Origin of the sequence: Flavobacterium sp. 90 (assembly GCF_004339525.1) — a bacterium.
Lineage (GTDB): Bacteria > Bacteroidota > Bacteroidia > Flavobacteriales > Flavobacteriaceae > Flavobacterium.
The window spans coordinates 2,628,387-2,653,187 of sequence record NZ_SMGE01000001.1; the positions used below are offsets into that span (position 1 = coordinate 2,628,387).

At 32.9% G+C, this 24,801-nt stretch carries 21 protein-coding genes; 4 read left to right on the forward strand and 17 right to left on the reverse strand.

Going from position 1 to position 24,801, the window contains the following annotated elements; genetic code table 11:
* Positions 1-65: 65 nt before the first annotated feature.
* Positions 66-911 (forward strand): AraC family transcriptional regulator, encoded by an 846-nt coding sequence (locus C8C83_RS10550; protein WP_121328487.1) that lies wholly within the window; start codon positions 66-68, stop codon positions 909-911.
* 91 nt (positions 912-1,002) lie between these two features.
* Here the strand turns inward: C8C83_RS10550 and C8C83_RS10555 are convergent, their stop codons facing one another.
* From C8C83_RS10555 to uvrC, 11 genes are all read right to left on the reverse strand, one after another.
* Complete coding sequence (locus C8C83_RS10555; protein ID WP_121328489.1) at positions 1,003-1,539, reverse strand: hypothetical protein; 537 nt, start codon at positions 1,537-1,539, stop codon at positions 1,003-1,005.
* 3 nt (positions 1,540-1,542) lie between these two features.
* Complete coding sequence (locus tag C8C83_RS27215) at positions 1,543-1,698, reverse strand: hypothetical protein (protein ID WP_165877234.1); 156 nt, start codon at positions 1,696-1,698, stop codon at positions 1,543-1,545.
* A 99-nt stretch (positions 1,699-1,797) separates the two neighbouring features.
* Positions 1,798-2,418, reverse strand: a complete 621-nt coding sequence (locus C8C83_RS10560) for a hypothetical protein (RefSeq protein ID WP_121328491.1) — start codon at positions 2,416-2,418, stop codon at positions 1,798-1,800.
* 53 nt (positions 2,419-2,471) lie between these two features.
* Complete coding sequence (locus C8C83_RS10565; RefSeq protein WP_121328493.1) at positions 2,472-3,143, reverse strand: hypothetical protein; 672 nt, start codon at positions 3,141-3,143, stop codon at positions 2,472-2,474.
* Positions 3,144-3,176: 33 nt separating this feature from the next.
* A complete protein-coding gene (locus tag C8C83_RS10570; RefSeq protein ID WP_121328495.1) occupies positions 3,177-4,397 on the reverse strand; it encodes a peptidoglycan DD-metalloendopeptidase family protein in 1,221 nt (406 codons plus the stop codon).
* Between the two features lie 21 nt (positions 4,398-4,418).
* Positions 4,419-5,360 (reverse strand): tryptophan 2,3-dioxygenase family protein, encoded by a 942-nt coding sequence (locus tag C8C83_RS10575; RefSeq protein WP_099709848.1) that lies wholly within the window; start codon positions 5,358-5,360, stop codon positions 4,419-4,421.
* The gene (locus C8C83_RS10580) at positions 5,360-6,130 is read right to left on the reverse strand and encodes a DUF3108 domain-containing protein (RefSeq protein ID WP_121330017.1); all 771 of its coding nucleotides are present in this window, start codon (positions 6,128-6,130) and stop codon (positions 5,360-5,362) included. Before C8C83_RS10580 ends, C8C83_RS10575 begins: the two co-directional genes overlap by 1 nt.
* Before the next feature lie 299 nt (positions 6,131-6,429).
* Positions 6,430-7,590, reverse strand: coding sequence for a 4-hydroxyphenylpyruvate dioxygenase (hppD, locus tag C8C83_RS10585; RefSeq protein ID WP_121328497.1), 1,161 nt, complete (start codon positions 7,588-7,590; stop codon positions 6,430-6,432).
* A gap of 248 nt (positions 7,591-7,838) precedes the next feature.
* On the reverse strand, positions 7,839-8,996 hold the full coding sequence (locus C8C83_RS10590) for a homogentisate 1,2-dioxygenase (protein ID WP_121328499.1): 1,158 nt from the start codon (positions 8,994-8,996) through the stop codon (positions 7,839-7,841).
* Between the two features lie 499 nt (positions 8,997-9,495).
* Positions 9,496-11,853: a patatin-like phospholipase family protein gene (locus C8C83_RS10595; protein ID WP_121328501.1), complete on the reverse strand. Its 2,358-nt coding sequence runs from the start codon at positions 11,851-11,853 to the stop codon at positions 9,496-9,498.
* Positions 11,854-11,858: 5 nt separating this feature from the next.
* A complete protein-coding gene (gene uvrC, locus C8C83_RS10600; RefSeq protein ID WP_121330018.1) occupies positions 11,859-13,652 on the reverse strand; it encodes an excinuclease ABC subunit UvrC in 1,794 nt (597 codons plus the stop codon).
* Positions 13,653-13,788: 136 nt separating this feature from the next.
* Between uvrC and C8C83_RS10605 the strand changes: the two genes are divergently transcribed.
* From C8C83_RS10605 to C8C83_RS10615, 3 genes are all read left to right on the forward strand, one after another.
* Positions 13,789-14,769 carry a succinylglutamate desuccinylase/aspartoacylase family protein gene (locus C8C83_RS10605; RefSeq protein WP_121328503.1) on the forward strand — a complete coding sequence of 327 codons (981 nt, stop codon included), beginning with the start codon at positions 13,789-13,791 and terminating at the stop codon, positions 14,767-14,769.
* Complete coding sequence (locus C8C83_RS10610) at positions 14,756-15,325, forward strand: 5-formyltetrahydrofolate cyclo-ligase (protein ID WP_121328505.1); 570 nt, start codon at positions 14,756-14,758, stop codon at positions 15,323-15,325. The genes C8C83_RS10605 and C8C83_RS10610 overlap by 14 nt, the downstream gene beginning before the upstream one ends.
* Positions 15,326-15,733: 408 nt before the next feature.
* Positions 15,734-17,281, forward strand: coding sequence for a VWA domain-containing protein (locus tag C8C83_RS10615; RefSeq protein WP_121328507.1), 1,548 nt, complete (start codon positions 15,734-15,736; stop codon positions 17,279-17,281).
* A gap of 83 nt (positions 17,282-17,364) precedes the next feature.
* On the opposite strand, the gene C8C83_RS10620 is transcribed toward C8C83_RS10615, so the two are convergent.
* The 6 genes from C8C83_RS10620 to C8C83_RS10645 form a co-directional block, all read right to left on the reverse strand.
* On the reverse strand, positions 17,365-18,111 hold the full coding sequence (locus C8C83_RS10620) for a tetratricopeptide repeat protein (protein ID WP_121328509.1): 747 nt from the start codon (positions 18,109-18,111) through the stop codon (positions 17,365-17,367).
* A gap of 56 nt (positions 18,112-18,167) precedes the next feature.
* Positions 18,168-19,922 (reverse strand): BatD family protein, encoded by a 1,755-nt coding sequence (locus tag C8C83_RS10625; protein WP_121328511.1) that lies wholly within the window; start codon positions 19,920-19,922, stop codon positions 18,168-18,170.
* 104 nt (positions 19,923-20,026) lie between these two features.
* A complete protein-coding gene (locus C8C83_RS10630) occupies positions 20,027-20,791 on the reverse strand; it encodes a tetratricopeptide repeat protein (RefSeq protein WP_121328512.1) in 765 nt (254 codons plus the stop codon).
* Between the two features lie 130 nt (positions 20,792-20,921).
* Positions 20,922-21,956, reverse strand: a complete 1,035-nt coding sequence (locus tag C8C83_RS10635; RefSeq protein ID WP_121328514.1) for a VWA domain-containing protein — start codon at positions 21,954-21,956, stop codon at positions 20,922-20,924.
* A gap of 73 nt (positions 21,957-22,029) precedes the next feature.
* Positions 22,030-23,031 (reverse strand): VWA domain-containing protein, encoded by a 1,002-nt coding sequence (locus C8C83_RS10640; protein WP_121328516.1) that lies wholly within the window; start codon positions 23,029-23,031, stop codon positions 22,030-22,032.
* The gene (locus C8C83_RS10645; protein WP_121328517.1) at positions 23,031-24,665 is read right to left on the reverse strand and encodes a hypothetical protein; all 1,635 of its coding nucleotides are present in this window, start codon (positions 24,663-24,665) and stop codon (positions 23,031-23,033) included. Before C8C83_RS10645 ends, C8C83_RS10640 begins: the two co-directional genes overlap by 1 nt.
* Between the last annotated feature and the right edge of the window lie 136 nt (positions 24,666-24,801).

Sequence of the window (24,801 nt, forward strand, 5' to 3'; positions counted from 1 at the left end):
AAAATTAAGGAGTTAGCTTTCGCTGAAAATTGTACTTATTGGTACTAAAATTGTATTTTAGCCTAATGACGAACAAAAACTTATATCTTCCTTTTGAAGTGGATTTTAAAGAATTGGAGCAGTTTCCGAAAACAACTCGGAAAAATAATTTCTTTGAATTAATATATGTTGTCGATGGAACCGGAATTCAGATTATTAACAATAATAAATTTCAATATCGAAAAGGAAATCTGTTTCTGATAACACCGCAAGATATTCATTCGTTTGAGATTTTAACGCCAACGAAATTCTTTTTTCTTCGGTTTAATGAATATTATATCAAGGCAAATTCTCAAAACGGTCAGGTAGAAACCGTTTTGAGAATGGAGTATATTTTGCAAAATGCAAGTCATCGTCCGGGATGTATATTAAAGAATAAAATTGATAAACCCTTAATTGCTTCATTGATTGAAAGTATTATAAATGAAGAAACCAATCAGCAAATTTATCACCAGAAGATAACTGAGCAAATTGTAAATGCTATTATTACCGTCGTAGCAAGAAACATAGCGTTAAAATTGCCAAAGAATATTAAGGAAACTACTGGCGAAATGGTGCTTGAAATACTACATTATATTCAAGAGCATATTTTTAATCCAAAGGAATTGAAAGCAGATAAAATAAGTGAGCATTTTAATATTTCGCTTCATTATCTTGGGAAGTATTTTAAGAAACAAATCGGTGAAACGCTTCAGGAATATATTGCCAGTTATAAATTAAGGTTAATTGAAGCCAGACTTTTGAATAGCGATATGCGCATAAATGAAATAGCTGACGAACTTAATTTCTCTGATGAAAGTCATCTGAATAAAGTTTTTAAAAAGCATAAAGGAATGAATCCGTCTGAATTTAGAAAAAAGTTCTGCAAATAGTTACGATTAAATATTCCATATTTAAACTTTGGTTTCGCTCAAAACTATTTTACTTTTAATTGGAAAATAATTTGGTTTCATTTTACAAATATTATTCTAGTCTCATTAAATCAAAATACATAAATCTATGTTTTTTTTCTTTGTCAGAATCAAGTAGAAAAGTAAAGTCATTTTTTTGATAAGTAGAAAGCTGTACTGGTTTATTGTAAGCGTCTAGTATTAATAATCTACAAGCTGGTTTATGTTCAATAAATGTCCAGCCTTTGATAAAATCAAGTAATTGATGAGATAACCCATTTCCTTTATATTTTTTATCAATTCCTAATCGTGCTATTTTTACAGCGGGATATTGTCTGATTCTTTTCTCGTTTGGCAATTTGATTTTTCGGTGTAGTTTATTCCAAATAGAGTTTTCATAGCCTAGATCGTTTAGACAATCATTGGATATAGAGAAAAAAGCAGCTATACGATCATTTTCTTTGAATAAATATGTATTAGTGATTTTTTCAATTTGAAATTTTTTCGAATCGTCGATTAAGAATTCATTTATTTCACTGTCTTCACAATCAAAATTGTATAAATCATCATTGTTGTTCAATGATGAAAAAGTAAAATCAGATAAATCCATTTGTTATTCTTTTTTAGCAAGTACTTTGCTGACCAATGAAAACATTTGAGCTTTTTTTTCTTCTGAAATTTTATTGGTTTTGCTTTTGGATATGGCAGCATTGAATCTCTCAGATTCTTTGCCTTTTACTACTGGAGTAATTTTGATAGTAGTTGCCATAATTTAATTTTGATAAAAGTGAATAATAATGCAAAGATACTTTTTTATATAGTTAAAAATACAAATCGTATGTAAATTCTTTCTTTTTAGAAAATTGGTTTACCAAATTTTCCACCAAGGTTTTTTATTGACCTCGATAGTTTTATTATTTAAGTCAATTTCAATTCTTTTTGGTTCTTCAATCTTGATTTTCGAATCATCAAAAAATAGTTCGCCATTAATACTCATTCCAAGTGGAGTTTCTGTTCTTTGTTTCCATTCTGCAGTTTGCAATGATGGAATTAAGTCTGAATTGATCTTATCTCTAAATTTTTTTCTAGCTTTTTCTATGATTTCTTCTTCAAGGTTTGAAGATGAATTCTTGAAAAGCGAAATCGAATTATCAGGAATGTTCAACAGAAAAATTTGCGTTTTGTTTTCAATTTTCTGAATGTCCAGAACTTTAAAATAAGCTATTGAACCTAAAAGAAAATGACCAATCTTTGCCGAATCAGGATTGAATTTTGATAAATCTTTTGGGTGTGCACTTGCAATTAAGTATCTAACATTTCCAGATAAACCGCCACCAATAGATGACATATCAGTAAAACCTCTTTCCTGAATAATCTGACCAACTTTATAATTTAAAATTAAATTTTCCGGAAGATTAGTGTCTCTGTAAAATAGTCTTAAACCTGAAAACGTTTCATTGTAAATTGTTTTAAGACGTGCATTTTTCATGTTTACAGATTGTTTAATTTTATTGTTTTTCCGGCTCTGAAAAGGTTGAAATTTTATGAGTTTAATACTCCTGTATTGGATAAAATTTTAATTATAAGTGCAATAGGAAAAATAATTATACTGATCAAGAATATTCTTTGCCCATTTTTTCTGTCTTCAGCATTATAAGAATAAATTCTCTCTCCATTTGGAAGTGTCTTTTTTGATCTCCATAAAGAATATCCAATGACAATTCCAATTCCGCCACCTAAAAGTGCAAATACATATCCGGCAATAATCCAGGCTTTTTGGTTTTCTTCGGGTTTGGCTAAGGTTTTTAAGCGCTCTTTTTTTAAGGAAGCCAACATTTCTGAGTCGATAGTCTTTCCTCTATCCGTTAAAAGTTTTTGCGCCAGTTTATAATCGAATACATTCCACTCGTCTGAATTTAGAAGAATTTCATATAGTTCTTCATTCGTAAAATCCAGTAAATAATAATCTTTGTCTATTGTGTCAAGAAGATTTTCGGTGTCTTTTTCAAGAATAACTTCAGCTTTTTCAAAATCCGACGGATCAATTTTTATTTCATATTGATTTCGTAAAGTGCTTCCGGAAAAAGAGACATCGAGAGGAGGGATATTATCACCTATAACAGTTTTAATATTGTTTTTATTTAATAATAACTCAAGCTCTTTAGCCTGATTTAATGTTGGGAAATTTCGGAAAGCAATAAAATTTTCAATCATAGATTTAGTATTGATTTTTTGAATAGAATGATTTTACAAATTCCCAATACTATCCAATTCTCTTTTTAAAGGTTCCATTTGTTTTAAGAAACGATTTTTATCAGATCCTGTCAAAGATTCTCCTGTTGGTAAGTTAAGTCGAAGTGCATCAACCTGAACACCGTTTTTCCAGAAACGGTAACAAACGTGAGGTCCGGTTGCAAGTCCTGTGCTGCCAACTAATCCAATAGTTTGTCCTTGTGTAACACGTTGTCCGCGGCGAACCAAAATTCTGGACATATGTAAATATTGTGTAGAATACGTTCCATTGTGTTTTACTTTTACAAAGTTTCCGTTTCCAGCCGTATATCCGGTTGCTTCTACAACTCCGGATGCAGTTGTTGAAATTGGAGTTCCTGTTGGCGCAGCATAATCAGTTCCTTTATGTGCTTTCCAGGTATGTTGAACCGGATGAAATCTGTTTGCAGTAAATCGAGAAGTGATTCGGCTGAACTTAATAGGTGTTTTTAGAAAGAAGTTTTTCAAAGTTCTTCCCTGATCGTCATAATATTCTGTTTTTCCTGAAGTTGTATCTCTTTCAAACGGAAAAGCATAAACGATTTTACCTTTATATTCAAAAAACGCAGCTTCAAGATCTTCAACGCCGTCATAAGTTTTTCCGTTTATAAAACGTTCAGTGAAAATTAATCCGTAGCGATCTCCTTTTTTAAGTTTGAAGAAATCGATAGACCATGAAAAGACTTTTGTAATTCGGCTGGCAAGAGCAGTTTCAACACTTTCGTTTCCTAAAGTTTCAGATAATGAACTTTTTAAAACGCCGCCAATAATTTTACGTTTTAATGTAACCGGTTTTACTTTTTTATATGCTTTAGCAATGCTGTCTCTTAAATCGACTACATAATAAGTTAAAGCATCAGGCTGGTAAATGAAAACCTGTAATTTGTTTGTTTTATTTTTAGAGCGAAGAATCGTATAAGGTTTGTTGTATCGAATTGTTCGAACATCAAATGAATCTTTTACTTGTTCAACAATATCAAAGACTTTTTTGTCTCCAATATTTTGACTTTGGATGATAGAACCAAAAGAATCTCCTTTTTTTATAGTGTCATTTACAATATTAAAGTCAGCGTAATTAAAACCAAATTCTACCTTTTTAGTTTTTGGTTTACTAATTTTAGTTTCTACTTTTTCCTCGGTTTTATTACATGAAAAAACAGAGAATAATAGGACTATAAGTACGAATGCTTTTTTCAAACTTTTATTTTTTTTGGGAAATTAAGTGGTTGTTTCATTTCCCCAATTGGACAATTCTTCTTCGGTCCACAATTTAGGAAAAAAGATGCGTCTTTGGTATTTTGGATGCATATATTTTTGCCAATCACTGCCACCAGTAGCTTCGCCGTTGCCTTTTCCGCTTTCTAATATGTATTTTCTTGCAGTATTAAGGTGTTGCATTACCCAAGTAATGTTTACAGTTTTGTCATAATGACGCATTGCCTCAATTAATGAAGTATTTTGCTGATCTTCTTCTGGTAATTGAGTAAATTTTTGCCAGATATTTTTAGTTTTAAAAGTAGACATTTGTCTCAGAAATTGCACTTTGTATTTGTTCTCAAATTCCTGAAGTAAATATGATTTTTCTCCTGTTTGATAATCTTTTCCTGCAGCTTGCCAATACAAATGTTCAAACGTAGTTTCGAGATCAGTATTTTCGTCAAAGTTTGCTTTGTATCTGCGATCTGTTAAGTTGATGACGTCTGTCGAAGCAAATTCGATCAATCTATATTGTGCACTTTGAAAACCACTTGCCGGAGTTAGCGTGTTTCTGAATTTCATATATTGATCTACTTCCATTCCGTTTTCCATAATACTGAAAGAGTTGGTAAGCATGTCAAAATAACGAGTGATTCTTGATAATCTCTCGCTGAAAAAATCAACCTGAATGTTTTGTGCATCGGCAATCTGATCGATTTCCCACAAAATCATTTTAAAAATTAATTCGTTTACCTGATGATACATGATAAAAACCATTTCGTCAGGAAGTGTTGTGCGTTGAGTTTGTAAGCTTAAAAGTGCATCAGTTTGAATGTAATCCCAATAAGTAATTGGTTTTGACCAAAGTAATCCTTCTAATTGAACATCAGTTTTTTGATTTATAGCTTGGAATTTAAGGTCAATTTCTTTTAAAATTGATTCTGAATTATCAGTGATATTCATTATTTTTTTACTTTAAATGGATTTTTTAATCCTTTATATTCGTCGAGATCTGCTTTAAGTGATCCTACTGCAAGATCTGCTTTGATTCTAATTGGAACTTTATTGTCGTCGTCTGTGATCCAGAGTGTTAGACTTTCTTTTTCTTTAAAGACTCTTCCGGTTTGCACAAGTGGTTTGAAGACCATTGTAGAAACGGTGCCAAATTTAGTCGTAATATCTTGACGGCCTACATATTTTAACTTAAATTTTGTGATTTCGTCGTCAAAAAACATGTCGATTGTAATCGCTTCGCCAGATTTTAATTTGTCAATATTTGGATGGTTTCTCAAATAGTAAAATGAGGAAACGATATCTTGCACATTATCAGTAATTACAATTGTTTTCTCGGTATTTCGTTTGTAGTCTTTTACCAAAACCCTGTTCTCGGCCTGATTAAAAAAACCTTCTTGGTTTTTGGTATAACCGCCTTCGTCGATTTTTCTTACGTAGCGATAAGGAACTCCGTTTTCTTTGTCAAAATAACTTTCGTAAAGATCTTCTACTTTAAAGAATAATTTTGACATTCCGGTTGTATAACCTTTACCTATAGCATGATGGACTTTTTTATTGTTTATGGTAGCGTCTTTTATTTCGAGAGTTGCATATCCGGCATTTATGATTCCGTAATGAATCCTGAATTTAAAATATTCGCCAGTGCCAAAAGCATCTTCTTTTTGAGTGTCGAAGGCAAGTGTCGTTAGAATTAATATGATGAGAGTGAGCTTTTTCATAGTACAATTTTTACATTTCATTATAAAGGTAAATAAATGCAAATTCTATTCCAAATGTACCAAAACAAAAAAACTCAGTCAAGGAATGACTGAGTTTTTATGCTATTAACTAACCAAAAAACTATAAATTATGAAATTTATATCAATTCAGAAGGAAACCACCCCTTCTTGATTTGCGAGTGCAAAGATATGCAGAAAGTTCAATAAAGATATAGCAAAAGGTAAGTTTAACATAACATTTGCATAAAAAGCATGCTTTTTCAGAGAATTCCTCTGTATAATGTAAAAATTTTACGTTTTTATAATGTTCCTCTCAATTCTTGCTCTCTCTCAATCGACTCAAAAAGGGCTTTAAAGTTCCCTGCACCGAAACCTTTTGCTCCCATTCTTTGAATAATTTCGAAAAATAGCGTTGGTCTGTCCTGAACTGGCTTAGTAAATATCTGTAGTAAATATCCATCTTCGTCTGCATCGACCATGATGGCAAGTTTTTCAATTTCGTTTAAATCTTCTTTCATCATATCCATGTGAACACCTAATCTTTCTGGGATAGCTTGATAATAAGTATGAGGTGGAGCAGATAAAAACTCAACACCGCGTGCTCTTAATTGTGATACTGTTTTAATAATATCATCTGTCGCAATAGCAATATGCTGAATTCCAGGTCCGCCATAGAAATCTAAATATTCTTCAATTTGAGATTTTTTCTTTCCTTCGGCTGGTTCGTTGATTGGAAATTTGATTCTTCCGTTTCCGTTTGACATTACTTTACTCATCAATGCAGAATATTCTGTAGTAATTTGTTTGTCATCGAATGATAGGAAGTTTACAAATCCCATAACATCTTCGTAGAATTTTACCCAAGTATTCATTTCATTCCAACCCACATTTCCAACCATGTGATCGATATATTTTAATCCGGTTGGTTCTGGATTGTAGTCAGATTTCCATTCTTTGTAACCTGGTAAGAAAACACCATTGTAGTTTTTTCTTTCGACAAAAATATGAACTGTTTCTCCGTAAGTGTAAATTCCGGAACGAACTACTTCTCCAAATTCATCAGATTCTACAGTTGGTTCCATGAACGAGCGTGCACCACGTTTCATAGTTTCTTCGTAAGCACTTCTTGCATCTTCAACCCAAAGAGCGGCAACTTTTACACCGTCTCCATGTTTTTGAAGATGTGCATGAATTGGAGAATCTTGCGTTAATGGCGTAGTTAAAACAATTCTGATTTTATCTTGTTTCAAAACATAAGATGCTTTGTCTCTTACTCCAGTTTCTAATCCGGCGTAAGCTAATGACTGATATCCGAAAGCAGTTTTGTAATAATGTGCAGATTGTTTTGCATTACCTACATAAAATTCTACATAATCTGTCCCTAATAACGGAAGGAAATCTTGTGCTCCTTCAAAGATTTTTTCTAATCCGTATTCTACTGATTTTACTTCTTTTGACATAATGTTTATTTGTTTAATCGGTGAATCGTTTATTTGATTGAACCGAAGTGTTGTTTTAAAATTTGATTTTTTTTACCGCAAAGACGCTAAGTAAATCGCAAAGTTCGCAAAGGTTTTTTATCAATAAGAATTTGTAAAAGCACAAAGAACATAAAGCTTTGTGAACTTGTTTTTAATAAAAACTTCTTTAGAAACTTCGTGAACTTTGCGTAAAATCCTTTGCGGACTTTGCGGTTAAATTCGGTTAGTTATTCAGTCCAAGACTTATAATACTGCCCATCATCAAGACCCATTGCTTCTTCCGTAACCATTAATGGACGGAAAGTATCAACCATAACGGCTAATTCCTGGGTTTCTTTATGACCAATACTACGCTCCATTGCGCCTGGTGCGGGACCATGTGGAATTCCTTTTGGGTGTAAAGTGATGTGACCTTGCTCAATATTATTACGACTCATAAAATCACCATCAACATAATATAGTACTTCGTCAGAATCTATATTGCTGTGATTGTATGGCGCCGGAATTGCTTTCGGGTGATAATCGTAAAGTCTAGGGCAGAATGAACAAACGACAAAAGTTGCCGTTTCAAAAGTTTGATGTACCGGAGGCGGTTGGTGAACACGTCCCGTTATTGGTTCGAAATTATGAATCGAGAATCCGTATGGGAAATTGTAACCGTCCCAACCCACAACGTCAAAAGGATGTGTGGCGTAAACGACTTCGTGAATCATTCCTTCTTTTTTGATTTTAATTAAAAAATCACCTTTTTCATCATGTGTTTCCAATTCGTTTGGCAAAATAAAATCGCGTTCGCAAAATGGCGAATGTTCTAAATGCTGACCAGATTGGTTTTTATAACGTTTTGGAGTGTAAAAAGGAGAATAAGATTCTACGTAAAAAAGTCGGTTTTCCTCAGTCTCAAATTCTATTTGGTAAATAATGCCTCTTGGAATGATTAAGTAATCACCATATTCAAACGGAATATTCCCTAACATGGTTCTTAATTTTCCTTTTCCTTTATGGATGAAAAGCATTTCATCAGCATCGGCATTTTTGTAGAAATAATTTCTAAGTGATTCTTTTGGAGCTGCCAGTCCAATAACACAGTCTTTGTTGACTAACATTGGTTTGCGGCTGTCCAGAAAATCATTTTCAGGTTTAAGTTCAAAACCTTTAAAAAGTAATGATTTTATATTTTTTCCGATTGCAATTTTTGGTTCAACCGAATAAGAGTTTAATATTTCTTTAACCTGCGTTGGTCTGTGAACATGATAAGAAAGTGACGAATGTCCGTGAAAACCTTCGGTTCCAAACAATTGTTCGTAGTAAAAACCTCCGTTTGGTTTTTCGAATTGGGTGTGTCTTTTTTGAGGGAAATCTCCAAGTTTATGATATAATGGCATGGCTTTTCTATTAGATAATTTGTAAATTAGATAATTCGAAAAATTTGAATTGTGTGAACAGATAATTAGTTCAATTCTTAAAATTGCCTAATCATCTCAATTCGATAGCTTCACTCAGGATTTCTCTTGATGAGGAATTGAAGATATTCTAATAAACCTGTCCATTTTGTTTTCATTATAACAAATGTCGTAATTTTTATTGAGTAAAATTATAAATTATATCATTTATAAACCTAACATATTTCAATTTTTTTTGATATAAATTTTATAGAATATAAAAATAGTAGGTTTTTATTGCACTATTAGTTAATAGAATCTTATTTGTTGAAAAACATGCCACAGGTTACACAGATTAAAATGATTTTATATAAATATTTTTTTCGCCACGAATTTCACCAATTTATACGAATAGAATTCGTGAAATTCGTGGTTAAATTTTCCACAAGTAATAATCCATAAAATCATTTTAATCTGTGGCGATTAAATTCTCTATAGAGTATTAAAATGAAAACCCGATACTAAACCACGTAAAACTTTTTGAAAGTTCCGGAGACCACGATTGCTTAACTTCGATTGGGCCAATAATAGTTTCTAATCCGTAACCTACAGCATAACCTGAATATTTGGGCATTGAAACCCAATCTACCGTGGTGAAAATATCATCGCCTAAGTTGGCAAAATTTGCTGAAAGGTTAACGTGATTCTTTTTGAAAATTTCATAGTCTAAAGTGATATCGGTTTTTATAAAGCTGTTTCCTGCAATACTTAAGAAATCATATCCGTAGAAATAATTGAAATTATTGATTTTGTTGTAACCGTATCCACCCAATATAAAATCGAAGAAAGGTACGCTGTCACTGCCAATATTAAATCCGGCATCTGCACCAATTTTAATCGTAGCTTTTCTGAATAAAGTTCTTGCAAAAGCAATTTCGGCCTTTGCGATCGAGAAAGGTTTGAAATTTCTGGTATAATCTGATGATGCCAAATAGGTTTGTAAATCTGTAGAGAAATACAATCCGGAATGCGGAAAGGTTTTTTTATCGAAAGAATCATATTTTAAATATCCAAAGACGCTAAAATAATTACTCTTATCAATTATGTTTTCTGCATTGGAAAGAGTGGGGGAGTTTATTTTTAAATATTTGTATTCGACACCACCGCCCATTAAAAACTTTTGTACAAAGATGGTTTGAAAATAAGCCTGATTTGTCAAATCAAGGAAATCAACATTTATTAGATTAATATTTGGATTTGCGCCAGTTAAATTGCTAATACTTGTTGTAACATTTCGATTAAACTGATTCAATCTGGATCGGAATCCAAAGCTGATATTAAAACCATTTTCGACATAATAGTTCAAATCATATCTAAAATTATCTCCTAAAATAATGTCAAGCGAAGTGATATCATTTTTTAAGAATGTTTTTTTATGCGTAAGATTCAGCAGAATTGCACTTTTATAAAGGCCATCGTAATGCAAGCCCAGTTTTAAAAATGTTTGCGTCGGAGTTTCTTTCAGTACTAGATCAAGATCGTCATTATTGCCGTCCGGTTGAAGGCAATACGAAATCGTGCTAAAGTTTTGAGTGGCATTTAAATTATTGATTCCCGTTTTTAAATCGTCATAAGTTATGGTACTTCCGGGTTTGAAACGCAATTTACCATTGATATATTCTTTGGTGTAATTGTCTAATTTGTCGCTGTTTATTTTATTAATTTCAAGCGTATCTGAACTAAGTTTTAGTTTTGGTTTTTTATAGAAATTATCTTCATTGCTCAAAGATTTGATTTTTTCATAAACGGCAAAAGCAGCTTCTTCACCTTTTCTGATGATTTCTTCGCCTTTGTCAAAAGAGATTACTCCATAATCCCGAATATCCGGTTTGATGTAAATATCAGTATCTTTTATTTTGCTTTTCATTTTATCAATCGATTGTAGATTGGTAATCTGAACCAAAATTCTGGTAGCATTTTTAAGGTTTTTACGATTCATTAAATCGTCCTGAACATCAACGCCAATAATTATATCGGCACCAAGATTGCGAACTTCTTTTATAGGATAATTGTTGACAACGCCTCCATCGACTAACAAATTTCCGTCAATTTCGACAGGAGTAAATAACGACGGAAATGCCGCACTTGCCATCATTGCCTGAACAAGATTTCCTTTGTTTAATAAAACTTCTTCGCCGGTTTCGATATTGGTTCCAACACATAAAAACGGAGTTGGAAGTTTATTAAAATCGCGAACATGACGCACATTTCTAGTTAAACTGCTTAATAAATTATAGTTGTACATTCCTTTTGAAAGTGCTTCTGGAATTCCAACTTTAAAATTACTAAATGGTAAAACTATGGCATATAATTCATCATTTTTTTTACCGTAAAAGTTTTTAGAGGAACGCGGAATATAATCGTTTATTAATTCGTCGAAATTGGTTTTCTTAAAAATAGAATCAATTTGCGAAGCATTGTAGCCAGAAGCATAAAGTCCGCCAATTACAGATCCCATACTGGTTCCGCCAATATAATCGATTTTGATTCCAGCTTCTTCCAGAACTTTCAGAACGCCAATATGTGCAAATCCTTTTGCTCCGCCACCACTTAAAACCAAACCAATTTTTGGTCTTTTAATGCTGTCTTGTTTTTTATCTTGTGAAAAAGTATTTTGTGTACTGAATAATAAAAGTGCTGAAAAAACGGCTGTCACGCCCCAGATGGAAATGGAAAACGGCGAGTGAAAAAACGATATTTTTTCCTGCAGAAAAAGAGCGACTTTAGAAGCTCCTTTTTTTGAAGTAGAAAAAAAACGTTTTGACCGAGTTTTTGAAATGGACAGCTGGATTGGGCGCATATTAGCTAGTTGGTTTTGTAAAAGTCGACAATTTTTTTTGCTTTTGATACTCCAATTACATCTGAAATTTCTTTTTCTGATGCTAGTTTCAATCTTTTAACACTTTTGAAATGTTGTATTAACGTTAGCATGGTTTTTTCGCCAATTCCGGGAATACTTTCTACTGATGAATTCAATGCAGCTTTGCTACGTTTGTCACGATGAAAGGTGATTCCGAAACGGTGTGCTTCGTTTCGTAATTGCTGAATTACTTTTAATGTTTCTGATTTTTTATCCAGATATAACGGAATCGAATCTCCGGGATAAAAAAGTTCTTCGAGTCGTTTTGCAATCCCAATAATGGCAATTTTTCCGCGTAAACCCAATTCATCGATACTTTTTAAAGCAGCAGATAATTGTCCTTTTCCACCGTCAATAATAATCAATTGCGGAAGAGGTTGATTTTCGTCTAATAATCTTTTGTAACGTCGATACACGATTTCGGTCATCGAAGCAAAATCGTCCGGACCTTCGACGGTTTTTACATTAAAATGACGGTAATCTTTTTTACTCGCTTTTCCGTCTTTAAAAACCACGCAAGCCGCAACCGGATTTGTTCCCTGAATATTCGAGTTATCAAAACATTCGATATGTCGCGGTTCAACATGTAAACGCAAATCTTTTTGCATTTGCGCCATGATTCGATTCGTATGTCGGTCAGGATCTACAATTTGCAATTGTTTTAGTTGTTCGATTCTGTAAAACTTAGCATTTCGAATCGATAAATCTAAAATCTGTTTTTTATCTCCGAGTTGAGGAACGGTTGTTTTGATGTTTTCGCCTAAATCAATTTCAAACGGAACAATAATTTCTTTTGATAATAACTGAAAACGCTCGCGAAGTTCGATAATCGCCAATTCTAAAAGTTCTTCGTCTGTTTCGTCCAGCTTTTTCTTCATTTCTAAAGTATGCGAACGAATAATCGATCCGTGTGATATTTGCAGGAAGTTTACATAAGCTGCACTTTCATCAGAGACAATCGAGAAAACATCAATATTAGTGATTTTTGGATTTACAATCGTAGATCTTGATTGATAATTTTCTAGAACTTCGATTTTTTCTTTGATTTTTTGAGCTTCTTCAAAACGTAAATCCTGCGCATATTGCGTCATCAAACGCTTGAAGTCTTTCATGCTTTCTTTGAAATTTCCTTTTAGAATTTCGCGAATCGCATCGACTTGTTTTTGATAATCTTCAAGAGATTCAAAGCCTTCGCATGGACCTTTGCAATTGCCAATATGATATTCCAGGCAAACTTTGAACTTCCCTGAATCTATATTCGATTTGCTTAAATCATAATTACAAGTTCGCAACGGATACAATTCTTTGATTAGCTCCAGAATAGTATGTACAGTTTTGAAACTGGTGTAAGGTCCAAAATATTCAGAACCATCTTTGACCATTCTTCGGGTCGAAAATATTCTTGAAAAAGGTTCTTTTTTAATACAAATCCAAGGATAACTTTTGTCATCGCGCAACAATACGTTGTAACGCGGCTGCAAAGTTTTGATTAAATTGTTTTCTAATAAAAGCGCATCGGTTTCAGTAGGAACGACGATGTGTTTTATGGTCACAATTTTTTTTACCAGAACATTTGTTTTGGCAGTATCATGGATTTTATTGAAATAAGAGGAAACTCTTTTTTTTAGATTTTTGGCTTTCCCAACATATAAGATCTTCCCGTCTTTATCGTAATATTGATACACGCCGGGATTGTCCGGCAAGGTTTGGATTTGAAGATCTAAGGACGGTTTTTGCATTCTGTTTTTTTTCTGAAGATAACTGATATCCTTTTTCAAAAATCATTCCGATTTCTATAAAAAGCTTAACACTGATTTAGTTTCAAATTTACGAAATCCAAAGAATAATTTCTATATTTAGATTTTATAATTCAATATGAAAAATAATACGCCCCTGGTTATTTTTGACGAAGCTATTTTGCCCGGAGAAAGTAAAACGATAAACGTTGAAATTGCTCGTTTACACACTACTACAAAACTGAATATTCCCGTTATTGTGCGCCGTTCAAAAATTGAAGGTCCGGTAGTTTTATTTTCCGCCGGAATTCATGGCGATGAAATTAACGGAGTCGAAATCGTTCGGCAGATTATTAGCAAAAAAATTAATCGTCCGGCAAGAGGAACAATTATCTGTATTCCGATTATCAATATGTACGGTTTCGTAAATAAATCACGCGAGTTTCCTGACGGAAGAGATTTAAATCGTGTTTTTCCAGGAAGCAAAAAAGGCTCTTTGGCAAGTAGATTTGCCTTTCATATTGTTGCCCAAGTTTTGCCAATTATAGATTACGCTGTTGATTTTCATGCCGGTGGAGCCAGTCGTTTTAACGCGCCACAAATAAGAATTACAGAAAATAATCCCGAATTGAAACTTCTTGCAGATGTTTTTAATGCGCCTTTTACACTTTATTCTAAAAATATTGGTGGTTCTTTTAGAAATACCTGCGAAAAAGCAAACGTAAAAATGCTTCTTTTTGAAGGCGGAAAATCATTAGATATTAATGATTTAGTTGCAAATGAAGGTGTAATGGGAGTGAAGCGTTTATTGAATTATTTAAAAATGCTTGATCCAAAACATATCGTTGAAGAAGCAGAAGATCCTTCGATATATATTAAAAATTCGGTTTGGCTGCGTGCAAAATGCTCTGGTTTATTGCATGATTATAATAGAATTGGACGTTTTGTGACCAAAGGAACTATTTTGGCAATTATAACAGATCCGTTTGGTAAATTTGAACAAAAAGTAAAAGCGCCACACGACGGATTTGTGATCAACGCTAATCATTCGCCAATTGTGTACGAAGGTGATGCGATTTATCATATGTCTAAAAATAGAGAGGAATATGCCGACGAATAAAAAAGAATTAAGACTACACTATAAAAATCTTCGAAAACAACTTTCAGAAAATGATCTCGAAGAAAAAAGTTTGGCTATAGCCAATAATTTAATCAGCTTGCCTATTTGGGATAAAACTTATTATCATGTTTTTCTTCCTATCGAAGAACAAAAAGAAGTAAACACAGAATACATTTTACATCTATTATCCGGAAAAGATAAAGAAATTGTGGTTTCTAAAAGTGATTTTGAAACTCGTGGAATGTCTCATTTTTTATTGACGGATAATACTAAAATTAAAAAAAACGAATATAATATTCCCGAACCTGTAAATGGTTTACCAGTTCCATCAGAAACTATTGATGTAGTTTTTGTTCCGCTTTTGGCTTTTGATATTTTGGGAAACAGAGTTGGTTACGGAAAAGGTTTTTACGATAAATTCCTAGCAGAATGTAAACCGGAAACCATCAAAATTGGTCTTTCTTTTTTTGAATGCGAAGATCAAATCGAAGATGTTTTTGAATCTGATGTAAAACTGGATTATTGTATTACGCCTCAAAAAACATATACTTTTTAGGATTAAACCATATTTTGTAGAGGCGCACAGCAGTGCGTCTTGCGCAAATTTTGTTGATATGCTGGACGTAGACGCACTGCTGTGCGTCTCTACAAATGCTGGCGTGATAATTTATGGCATAAATAAAAATTACAATGAACCACGTACAGACTTAAATTTACTTATATCACTTATGTGGTTTAGAAAAATATTTACGTTTCAAATGAAATTTTATCATTTGATAAAGCCTTTAAAAATGCGCATTTTTTTATTTTAGAAAACTTTATTTTTTCATTAGCCAAAATTTAAGAAAATTCTTGGCACCAAATTTGGATTGGCGAAAATCGCAGATAATCTTCACTAGTACATCCGGAATGCTGGTCGTTATTTGAGAGTAAATCATTCACTAATTTCTAAAATTTATTTTAAATGAAAAATAAAGCTTTTTATTTGATGGCATTCCTTGTTCTTATTTTGTGTAGTTGTTGTAAAAAAGGAAATGCAGATTCTGCTACGGAATCAATGGATATGACAGTTGTTTCAACCGATGAACTTCCAGAAGAAAATATTTCAGATCCCAACACTGAAAGTTACGCAGGACTTGAAGAAAATCCTTTTGAGTCTCCACAAAAATCACCTCTTTCTACTTTTTCTATCGATGTTGATAATGCATCGTATACCAATATCAGACATTTTATTAATGAAGGACAAAAGGTTCCTAAAGATGCTGTTCGTGTCGAGGAAATGATGAATTTCTTCAAATACAATTATCCACAGCCAGAAGGGCAACATCCATTTTCGATTAACACGGAATTAAGCGATAGTCCGTGGAATAAAAATTGTCAATTATTGAAAATTGGTTTGCAGGGAAAAAATATTCCAATGACTAATTTGCCTGCTTCAAATCTTGTTTTTCTAATTGATGTTTCGGGTTCGATGGATGAATCTAATAAACTTCCGTTATTAAAAGAATCAATGAAAATTTTGGTCAAAGAACTTCGTCCACAAGATAAAGTTTCGATTGTAGTTTATGCAGGTTCAGCGGGTGTTGTTTTAGAACCAACTTCTGGAGATGAAAAAGAGACTATTATGGATGCTTTTGATGATTTAAGCGCAGGAGGAAGTACAGCTGGAGGAGAAGGAATTGAACTTGCTTATAAACTTGCCGAACAAAACTTTATAAAAGAAGGAAATAACCGTGTTGTTATCGCAACAGATGGAGATTTTAATGTTGGAGCATCTTCTGATGTGGAAATGGAAAAATTAATCGAAGAGAAAAGAAAATCAGGTGTTTTCTTAACTGTTTTAGGATATGGAATGGGAAATTTCAAGGACAGCAAAATGGAAATTCTTGCCGATAAAGGAAATGGGAATTATGCTTATATTGATAATATTCAGGAAGCCAATCGTTTTCTGGGAAAAGAGTTTAAAGGTTCAATGTTTGCTATTGCAAAAGATGTAAAAATTCAAATCGAATTTAATCCAAAACACGTTCAGGCATATCGATTAATTGGATATGAAAACAGAAAATTAAATGCTGAGGATTTTAAAAACGATAAAATCGATGCCGGAGAATTAGGAAGTGGTCACACCGTTACAGCTTTGTATGAAATTATTCCAACAGGCGTTGAAAGTGATTATGTTCCATCAGATTTAAAATACACAAAAGTAAGTCAGAATGATTCTGGGAATAGCGATGAATTGGCAACGATTAAATTTAGATATAAAAAACCTGATGGTGATAAAAGTATCGAAATGGTAAGTACAATCGGTACCAAAAAAGTAGCTTTAGATGAGAGTTCTTCAGACTTTAAATTTACAACCGCAGTTGCTTGGTTTGGATTAAAATTGAGAGATTCAAAATTTATAGCAAACAGTTCAACTTCGGATATAAAAAGATTAGCTAAATCTGGTTTGTCAAATGACGAAGACGGTTACAAAGCCGAATTTATAAGATTGGTTGATGCCGTAAATTAGAGAAAAACTAAAAACAGAAAATCCCAAATTCCAATACTATAATTGGAATTTGGGATTTTTTATTTCTGAGATTTTATGACTTTTTATTTTACTTCTTTAATTGTTGTACCATCGATCCAACCTTCAGTTCCGTCCGTTAATTCAATTTTTTTCCATTTTCCAAGAGTTTCCGTAACGTACACTTTAGATCCTTCGTGCAACAAGAAAATTGCTGCGCCTCCTTTTTGAGGTTCGCTTCTAACTTCGCTTAACTCCGAAAAAACAATTGCAGGACGATCATTGTCAAAATGATTTTTCTCAGACATTCCGGCAAAAACACTTAGTAATAAAGCAACCAAAAGAATAAACATTCCAATGAAATAAATTCTTTTTGTAAGTGTAAGCTCTGAAAAGTAATATCCAATAAATGCCAATAGAAATAAAAATCCAAATCCAACGGCGATTTTTGCCCAGACATTATAATCAAAAATACCTGTAAAGTTCTGGATCAGTTTTGCAAAACCTACTTTGGGAACTTCTTTAATTTCGTCAATTGTTAGTTTTTTGGCAAATTTTAAATTGTTTAAAGTCTCAGGATCATGAGGTTTTAGAACCAAAGCTTTCTCATAATTATAAATCGAAGGTGCTACTTTATTTAATTTGTAATAACTATTTGCCAAGTTAAAATAAAGCTCAGCAGATTGTTGTTTGTCTTCTTTAATAATACTTTCATAAACATCTACAGCTTCTTGATATTGTGCCTTTTGGTACAATGCATTTCCTTTTTCAAAGCTGCTTTGAGCAAAGAAAACCTGCGTGATTAATAAAAAAAGATATACGATATGTTTCATTTTTATTTTCTTTAAACCTAACAGGTTTTTAAAACCTGTTAGGTTTGATTCTATATTTAAACGATCTGTTTTTCCAGTTCTGAGATAATCAAAACAGCTTTGTCATAATCCTGCTGAATCGAAGCGCTTGATGCCGGAGCATAACGTGCAAACTCGCAGTTTTCTGTCAAGTTAATGAAATTTTGAACCGTTTCAGGATTTGAATTTCTGGACAACAACAATTCACGAATATTGTCTTTGCTCATTTCTGAGGTTTCAATATGCAGTTTTGCTTTTAGGAAATTATGCATTGCTTTTTCAAGAGCAATATAAAATGGCTCTTTGTTGTTGAGTTGCTTTTTAGCTTCAGACAAATATCTCTTCGCCAGTTTGTTGTTCATTCTAATACGGTTTCCGGTAACGTCACCATCAATTGCTTCTTTTCTTTTCTTAGCCAAAACAATAATTGGTATAATTACAAACGGTAAGAATAATAAACCGTAATACAAATTAGAACCATAAAAGTCATTTCTGGCAATTGCGGTTAATGTTGTTTTAGGCTTGATATATTTGAATTGTTCTGTTTTCGAAATCACATTTTTAGCGGCTGTTGCGTTTGCTTCAGCTTGCATTGGTCCGTCCAGAACATCAACCATAATTTCTGGTGAAGTTATCGTTTTATAAGAACCTGTATTCAAATCAAAATAAGAAAACTGCATTGGTTTTATCGCATATTTCCCTTTGTATTGCGGAACAATGGTGTATTTATCAGTGATTTTCCCTGACATTCCTGATAACGAAGTTGTCACTTTTTCGTCATGAACAGGATCGTACATTTCTAATGCATTCGGCACAACAGGTTTTGGCAAAGTAAACAATTTCATGTTTCCGTTTCCTGAAGCGCTAACAATCAAATCAAGACTTTCTCCGCTTTTTAATGTTGTTTTAGAAGGCGTTACCGTAAAATCAAATTTACCAACCGCTCCGCCAAAGCCTTCTGGTTTAGTAGCTTCGGGTAGAGGTCTTACATTGATCGTTTTTGCACCGGCAGAAACAACTTTGTTTCCATCAGTTACAATCATCTGACCAAACATATCGCGACGATTTGATGGCAATTGCACGCCAATATCCAACGAAAGTGGTTCAATAGTAAGTCTTCCTGATTTTTGAGGATATAGAATAGTTTTCTTTAAGACAACATAATAACATCTTTGACCCTGATAGCTTCCTTGCTCAACCGCCAATTGTTTGATATCGATATTCTGATTCCAGAAGTCGTTATATTTTGGCTTAGCCAATTCTTTAAAACCGGTAACATTGATATAATTGAAATACAGTTTGTAAACCACTGTAATAGGTTCGTTCAAATAAGGATTCGTTTTAGAAATCTCCGCAACAAGATTAAGCATTTCATCTCCGGTAGAAGTTCCCTGAGGTCTGCCGCTATCATTAGGATCTCTTTCTTGCGCAACGGCATTTGTAACAACAATTTTTATAGGTGCTGTTTTGTAAATTTGACCATTGTATTCAATCGCAGCCTGTTTTATGGTAAAAGTTCCTTTTTTCTCAGGTTGTAAAATGTAAGAGTATATTTTTTGAAAAGAACTTCTTCCATTTATCCAGGATTGACTTACTTGCTGACTTGGTCCGCCAACAATTCTAAAACCCTCAAATGAAGGCTGGTCGAAGTTGTCTCCATCAACATTCATCATAAAGTCAATGCGGAATCTTTCGTTTAGTCCAAGCGTGTTCTTACTTACTCTGGCTTCAAATTGAACTTGAGCCAAAAGCCCTTGAAAAGTGAATAGGAATAGAATTAAATATCTTTTCATTAAATTGTTTAATCGTTGTTTTAGTTTAACTGTTTAATCGCTTTTTTTATTGTTTAATCATAGTCAAATAGACGGTTAAACAAATAAACGATTAAACAATGTTTTTACCAGTCTTTTTCTGTTTTTTTAGGCGAACCTTTTACTTTTTGGGCATTTACTTTATCCTGTACTTTCTTTTCTTCGTTGTTTACAGCATCTAATAAATTCTGAACTCGGTCTTTAGAAATTCCGCCAGGTTGTGGTTTTGGCTCTCCTTTATTGTCTGATTTGTCATCTTTCTTAGGATCGTTTTTACCATCTTTTTTATCCTTGTCTTTGTCGCCTTTGTCGTCTTTCTTGTCCTTGTCTTTATCTTTATTTTTATCCTTGTCTTTGTCTTTATCTTTGTTTTTATCCTTGTCCTTATCTTTATTTTTGTCTTTGTTCTTGTCGTTTTTAGGAGGATTTTCTTTTAGCTTTTGTTTTGCCAAAGCATAGTTGTAACGAGTTTCATCGTCTGTTGGATCGTTACGTAAAGCTTGTTTATAAGCTTCAACCGCTTGTGTATAATCTTTCTCTTTCATGAAGACATTTCCTAAATTGTGAAATGCTTTATGTTTTTCAGGTCTTGTTTTGGCGTTTTTTATGGCTTTCGCGTAAGCAAATTTAGCTTCCGAAACCTGATTTTGTTTATAGATAGTATTTCCTAAATTATAAGGAGCAGCGGCACGTTTTGGAAATTTTGATTCTGAAATTCTATAGTTCGCTTCAGCATCAACAAATTTATTCTGCTTATATTCATCATTGGCATCAGGCAATGTTTTATCTTTTTCCTGAGCCGAAACCGCCAAAGAAAACGTTAGTAAAATATAAAGAAGTAAATTTTTCATTCTAATTTTTTATGTTTTTAGTTTGCCACGAATTGCACCAATTATCACTAATTAAATTGTTTTTTATTTTTGAATTTCACAAAGACATTTTTTCTTTCGTGTAAATTCGTGCAATTAGTGGCTAACTTTATTATTTCTTTTCGTTAAATAAATTCAACTCTTTTATCCAATTTGTTTTTCTTTCTAAAAGGAAAATATCAACAAACAATAATAAGAAAGCAAAGCCAATAAACCATTGAAATTGCGATTGAAAATCGGCCATTTGAGTCGCCTCAAATTCTGTTTTCTGAATGTTGTTTAAAGCGTTTTTGATATAATCTAAAACTTCCTTCGTGTTTCCGCCATAAACATAACCGCCTTTTGTAGCTTTTGCAATAGTTTTTAAACCTTCCTGATTTAGTTTTGTAATAACAATTTGTCCGTTTTGATCTTGTTGATAGCTTCTGATTACGCCATTTTCTCTTAACGGAATTGTTCCTCCTTTTTCAGTTCCAACACCAATAGTGATGATTTTCATTCCCATTTTGTTGGCTTCTTCTGCTGCAGCCGAAGCTCCTTCAGAATGATCTTCTCCGTCAGAAATCAGAATCAAAAGCTTACTTGTTTTGCTCTTTTCGTCAAAATAAGTCGATGATAATCTTATTGCTTCATCAAGCGAAGTTCCTTGTGATGAAACCATATCCGGAGTCATACTTTGCAGAAACATTTTGGCAACACTATAATCAGATGTAATTGGCAAAACGGGGAAAGCACTTCCCGCATACGCTACAATTCCAATTCTGTCGTTTCCTAAATTATTGATGATTTGCGAAACTAGTTGCTTACTTTTTTCTAAACGACTTGGTGCAACATCTTCGGCAAGCATACTTTTAGAAACGTCAACGGCAAAAACAATGTCAATTCCTTCGCGTTTTACAGTTTCCATTTTTGTTCCAATCTTCGGATTGACCAACCCGATAATCAAACAGGCAAGCGCCAAAAGTATAACTGATAATTTTAATACAGGTTTAAAAACAGATCTCTCAGGACTCAGTCTTTTTACCATTTCAAGATCTCCAAATTCGCGTTGTTTTTTTCTTTTCCAATACATATTGAAAAGGAAAATACACACCACAATTGGGAGTAATAATAAAAGATATAAATATTTTTTTTCGTCTAATTCCATTTTTTAATTCTAGTTTTCAGTTTTCGGTCGCAGTTTTCAGTTGTTGACTGATTACTGAGACTGAGACTAAAATTTATATAAAGCTTCTGTAAACTGTATTTCTTAAACCTACTTCTAGCAATAATAAAAAGGCTGCCAATAAAACAAAACCTCTGTATTTTTCGTCATAATCATAGAATTTTAATTCTTGAATTTCAGTAGTTTCTAATTTATTAATCGCGCTGTATATTTCGGCTAATCGATCATTACTTGTTGCTCTAAAGTAAGTTCCGTCAGTTTTACGAGCAATATTTTTCATTAATTGTTCGTCGATTTCTACTTTTTGCATTTTATACAAAAATCCTCCGTTTGGTGCATAAGCGTATGGAGATTCCGCCATTCCGTTTGTACCAATTCCAATCGTATAAACTTTTATTCCGTATTGTTTTGCGATGTCAGAAGCAGTTTCCGGTTCGATAAATCCGGCATTATTTACACCATCTGTCATTAAAATAATAATTCGGCTTTTTGCTTTACTGTCTTTAAGACGGTTTACAGCGGTTGCTAATCCCATTCCAATTCCGGTTCCGTCTTGTAAAACCGTATCGTATTTAATGCTTTTTATCGCTTCAAGAATAATAGCTTTATCACTTGTGACTGGAGTTTTAGTATAAGCTTCAGAAGCGTATAAAACTAATCCAACTCTGTCATTAGGTCTTTCTGTAACGAAATCAGAAGCTACTCTTTTTAAAGCTTCCATACGGTTTGGCTTTAGATCTTTTGCAAGCATACTTCCGGAAACGTCGATTGCAAGAACAATATCAATTCCTTTTGTGGTTTTAGTCTGACTGCTAATATCAACTGTTCTTGGTCTTGCCAAAGCAATAATTAAAGAACATAAAGCAATGATTCTAAAAACGTATAGAGAAGGTTTTAATTTCGTTAATAGCGATTCGCTATTTTTAAAACCTTGTGTCGAACTCATTTTTAAAGTAGCCGATTGTTGGTTTCGTTTCCAAAAGAACCATGCGATTGCAATTGGAATTAAAAGAAACAACCAAAAAAACTGTGGGTTTAAAAAAGTTATCTTATCCATTAGTTACCCGCTTTTTGAAGTTCAACAGAATTTAAAATACGCTCTGTAATATCATTCGCATAAGTATCACCTTCCTGATGTAAAATCACGATTTGTTGTAAACCCTGATCTTGTTTGAAAAGTAAAATTTCATAATATGCTTTTGAACTCGATTTATCAACCGGATTTAAGACTGTCATTGTTCCGTATCCTTTTAATCCCTGAATACCTTGATTCGTCTGGAAATCTTCTTGTTTTACAATAATATTTTGCGCGCCCTGAGCTTCCATTACTTTTAAAGATCCTTCTAAAGCTTTTGCTAAATCAAGTTCTACCGGATTTTTGAATTTACTTGTCGAAACTGCAACGTAAAAGTTGTCAATCATGCTTCCGTAAGCAAAAAGCTGCATCTCTTTAATCAACGCCATAGTTTCTTTAGGTAACACTTTTTGAGTATCCATTCGTTTTAAAACCTTTGGAGTTTCAATTAAAACGGCAGGATTTCCATAAGCACTTTTTACCCAAACTCCTTCTAATAATTCTTTAGACGGATGTCCAATAAGATTATCTTTCACATAAGTGAAACCTTTGGTAGCAATAAAATAGGTAGTTGTTGCAAATAATAAAAAGACAACAGTTCCTACGGCAATTGCAATACGTTTGTTACGTTTTTTTAGCAATTGTTGTTTGATCTGTTTTTGTCTCTGAGCTTCGTTCAATAATTGGTCTTCCTCTTCTGTTTCAACTTCCGTAGGAATTGCATTATCAAGCGTAAGAATTACTCTTTGGATTTTGTTTCTGTCTTCGGTAATTTCAAATTCTAAAGGTTTAGATTTTGCAAATTTTACTAAATCCGCCTGACGTAAAACACGTTCCAGATTCTCTACAGTTTCCGGAGTTAATGTCATTTTCTTTTTAGTAGAAGCAGTTCTAATTGCTTGAATCAATTCAGAAGTGGTACTTTCCATTGCTGGAATATGAATGGCTTCTTCGATATAATTACGGGCAATATCTGTTAATTCACTATAATATTCTTTGATTTCGCCTTTTTGAACCAGTTCTTTTGACTCCAGATTGTTCAATAAACTTGTCGCTTTTTCGATCGGAGTTTTATAAACTTCTTCTTCAATTTTTTTCAATTGGTGTTTTTTAACGTACCAATATACAAATGCGCCAATTGCAAGAATAACGATAAAAATCAAAACATAAATCCACCAATTTCCTATTCCGCTATCTGCAGCAGTTATGTCTTTTATGTCATACATTTTTTGTTGCAAAGTATCGACTTTTACATTTGCAACTTCAACACGAATAGAATCCGTTTGATAAGGTTTTTTGTCAATTAAAATCTTAATACTTGGAATTGTATATTTTCCAGAATCAAATTGCGTTAAACCATATTTTTTGATCAATTCGTAAGTGTCATTTTTCTTAACAGTATCAACTGGATAAGATTGAATTACTTCAAGCTGACCAATAGTTTTTAGTTTAGGAAAAACAACTTTCGATTTTGAGCTGACAACCGTTTTAAGGGTTAACTTAAATTCGGCTCCAATTTTATTTTTTGTGGTATCAATGCTTGTCTCTACTTGTTTTTGCTGGGCAAAAATAGAAGAGGAAAGTAAAAATAAAAATATGTAAAACTTTAATTTCATTTGATTTTTGATTTCAGATTTTATTCTAAAATGAATGCTTAATTATGGCACGCGGATGACGCGGATTTAAGCGGATTTTTTATTTGTGTAATGCAGAAATCATAAATTATTCAATTTGAAAAATCTAAATTCTAAA

Coding starts and splice junctions, on each gene's coding strand:
- C8C83_RS10550 (WP_121328487.1), top strand. CDS start 66: ATGACGAACAAAAACTTATATCTTCCTTTTGAAGTGGATTTTAAAGAA.
- C8C83_RS10555 (WP_121328489.1), bottom strand. CDS start 1,539: ATGGATTTATCTGATTTTACTTTTTCATCATTGAACAACAATGATGAT.
- C8C83_RS27215 (WP_165877234.1), bottom strand. CDS start 1,698: ATGGCAACTACTATCAAAATTACTCCAGTAGTAAAAGGCAAAGAATCT.
- C8C83_RS10560 (WP_121328491.1), bottom strand. CDS start 2,418: ATGAAAAATGCACGTCTTAAAACAATTTACAATGAAACGTTTTCAGGT.
- C8C83_RS10565 (WP_121328493.1), bottom strand. CDS start 3,143: ATGATTGAAAATTTTATTGCTTTCCGAAATTTCCCAACATTAAATCAG.
- C8C83_RS10575 (WP_099709848.1), bottom strand. CDS start 5,360: ATGAATATCACTGATAATTCAGAATCAATTTTAAAAGAAATTGACCTT.
- C8C83_RS10580 (WP_121330017.1), bottom strand. CDS start 6,130: ATGAAAAAGCTCACTCTCATCATATTAATTCTAACGACACTTGCCTTC.
- hppD (WP_121328497.1), bottom strand. CDS start 7,590: ATGTCAAAAGAAGTAAAATCAGTAGAATACGGATTAGAAAAAATCTTT.
- C8C83_RS10590 (WP_121328499.1), bottom strand. CDS start 8,996: ATGCCATTATATCATAAACTTGGAGATTTCCCTCAAAAAAGACACACC.
- C8C83_RS10595 (WP_121328501.1), bottom strand. CDS start 11,853: ATGCGCCCAATCCAGCTGTCCATTTCAAAAACTCGGTCAAAACGTTTT.
- uvrC (WP_121330018.1), bottom strand. CDS start 13,652: ATGCAAAAACCGTCCTTAGATCTTCAAATCCAAACCTTGCCGGACAAT.
- C8C83_RS10605 (WP_121328503.1), top strand. CDS start 13,789: ATGAAAAATAATACGCCCCTGGTTATTTTTGACGAAGCTATTTTGCCC.
- C8C83_RS10610 (WP_121328505.1), top strand. CDS start 14,756: ATGCCGACGAATAAAAAAGAATTAAGACTACACTATAAAAATCTTCGA.
- C8C83_RS10615 (WP_121328507.1), top strand. CDS start 15,734: ATGAAAAATAAAGCTTTTTATTTGATGGCATTCCTTGTTCTTATTTTG.
- C8C83_RS10620 (WP_121328509.1), bottom strand. CDS start 18,111: ATGAAACATATCGTATATCTTTTTTTATTAATCACGCAGGTTTTCTTT.
- C8C83_RS10625 (WP_121328511.1), bottom strand. CDS start 19,922: ATGAAAAGATATTTAATTCTATTCCTATTCACTTTTCAAGGGCTTTTG.
- C8C83_RS10630 (WP_121328512.1), bottom strand. CDS start 20,791: ATGAAAAATTTACTTCTTTATATTTTACTAACGTTTTCTTTGGCGGTT.
- C8C83_RS10635 (WP_121328514.1), bottom strand. CDS start 21,956: ATGGAATTAGACGAAAAAAAATATTTATATCTTTTATTATTACTCCCA.
- C8C83_RS10640 (WP_121328516.1), bottom strand. CDS start 23,031: ATGGATAAGATAACTTTTTTAAACCCACAGTTTTTTTGGTTGTTTCTT.
- C8C83_RS10645 (WP_121328517.1), bottom strand. CDS start 24,665: ATGAAATTAAAGTTTTACATATTTTTATTTTTACTTTCCTCTTCTATT.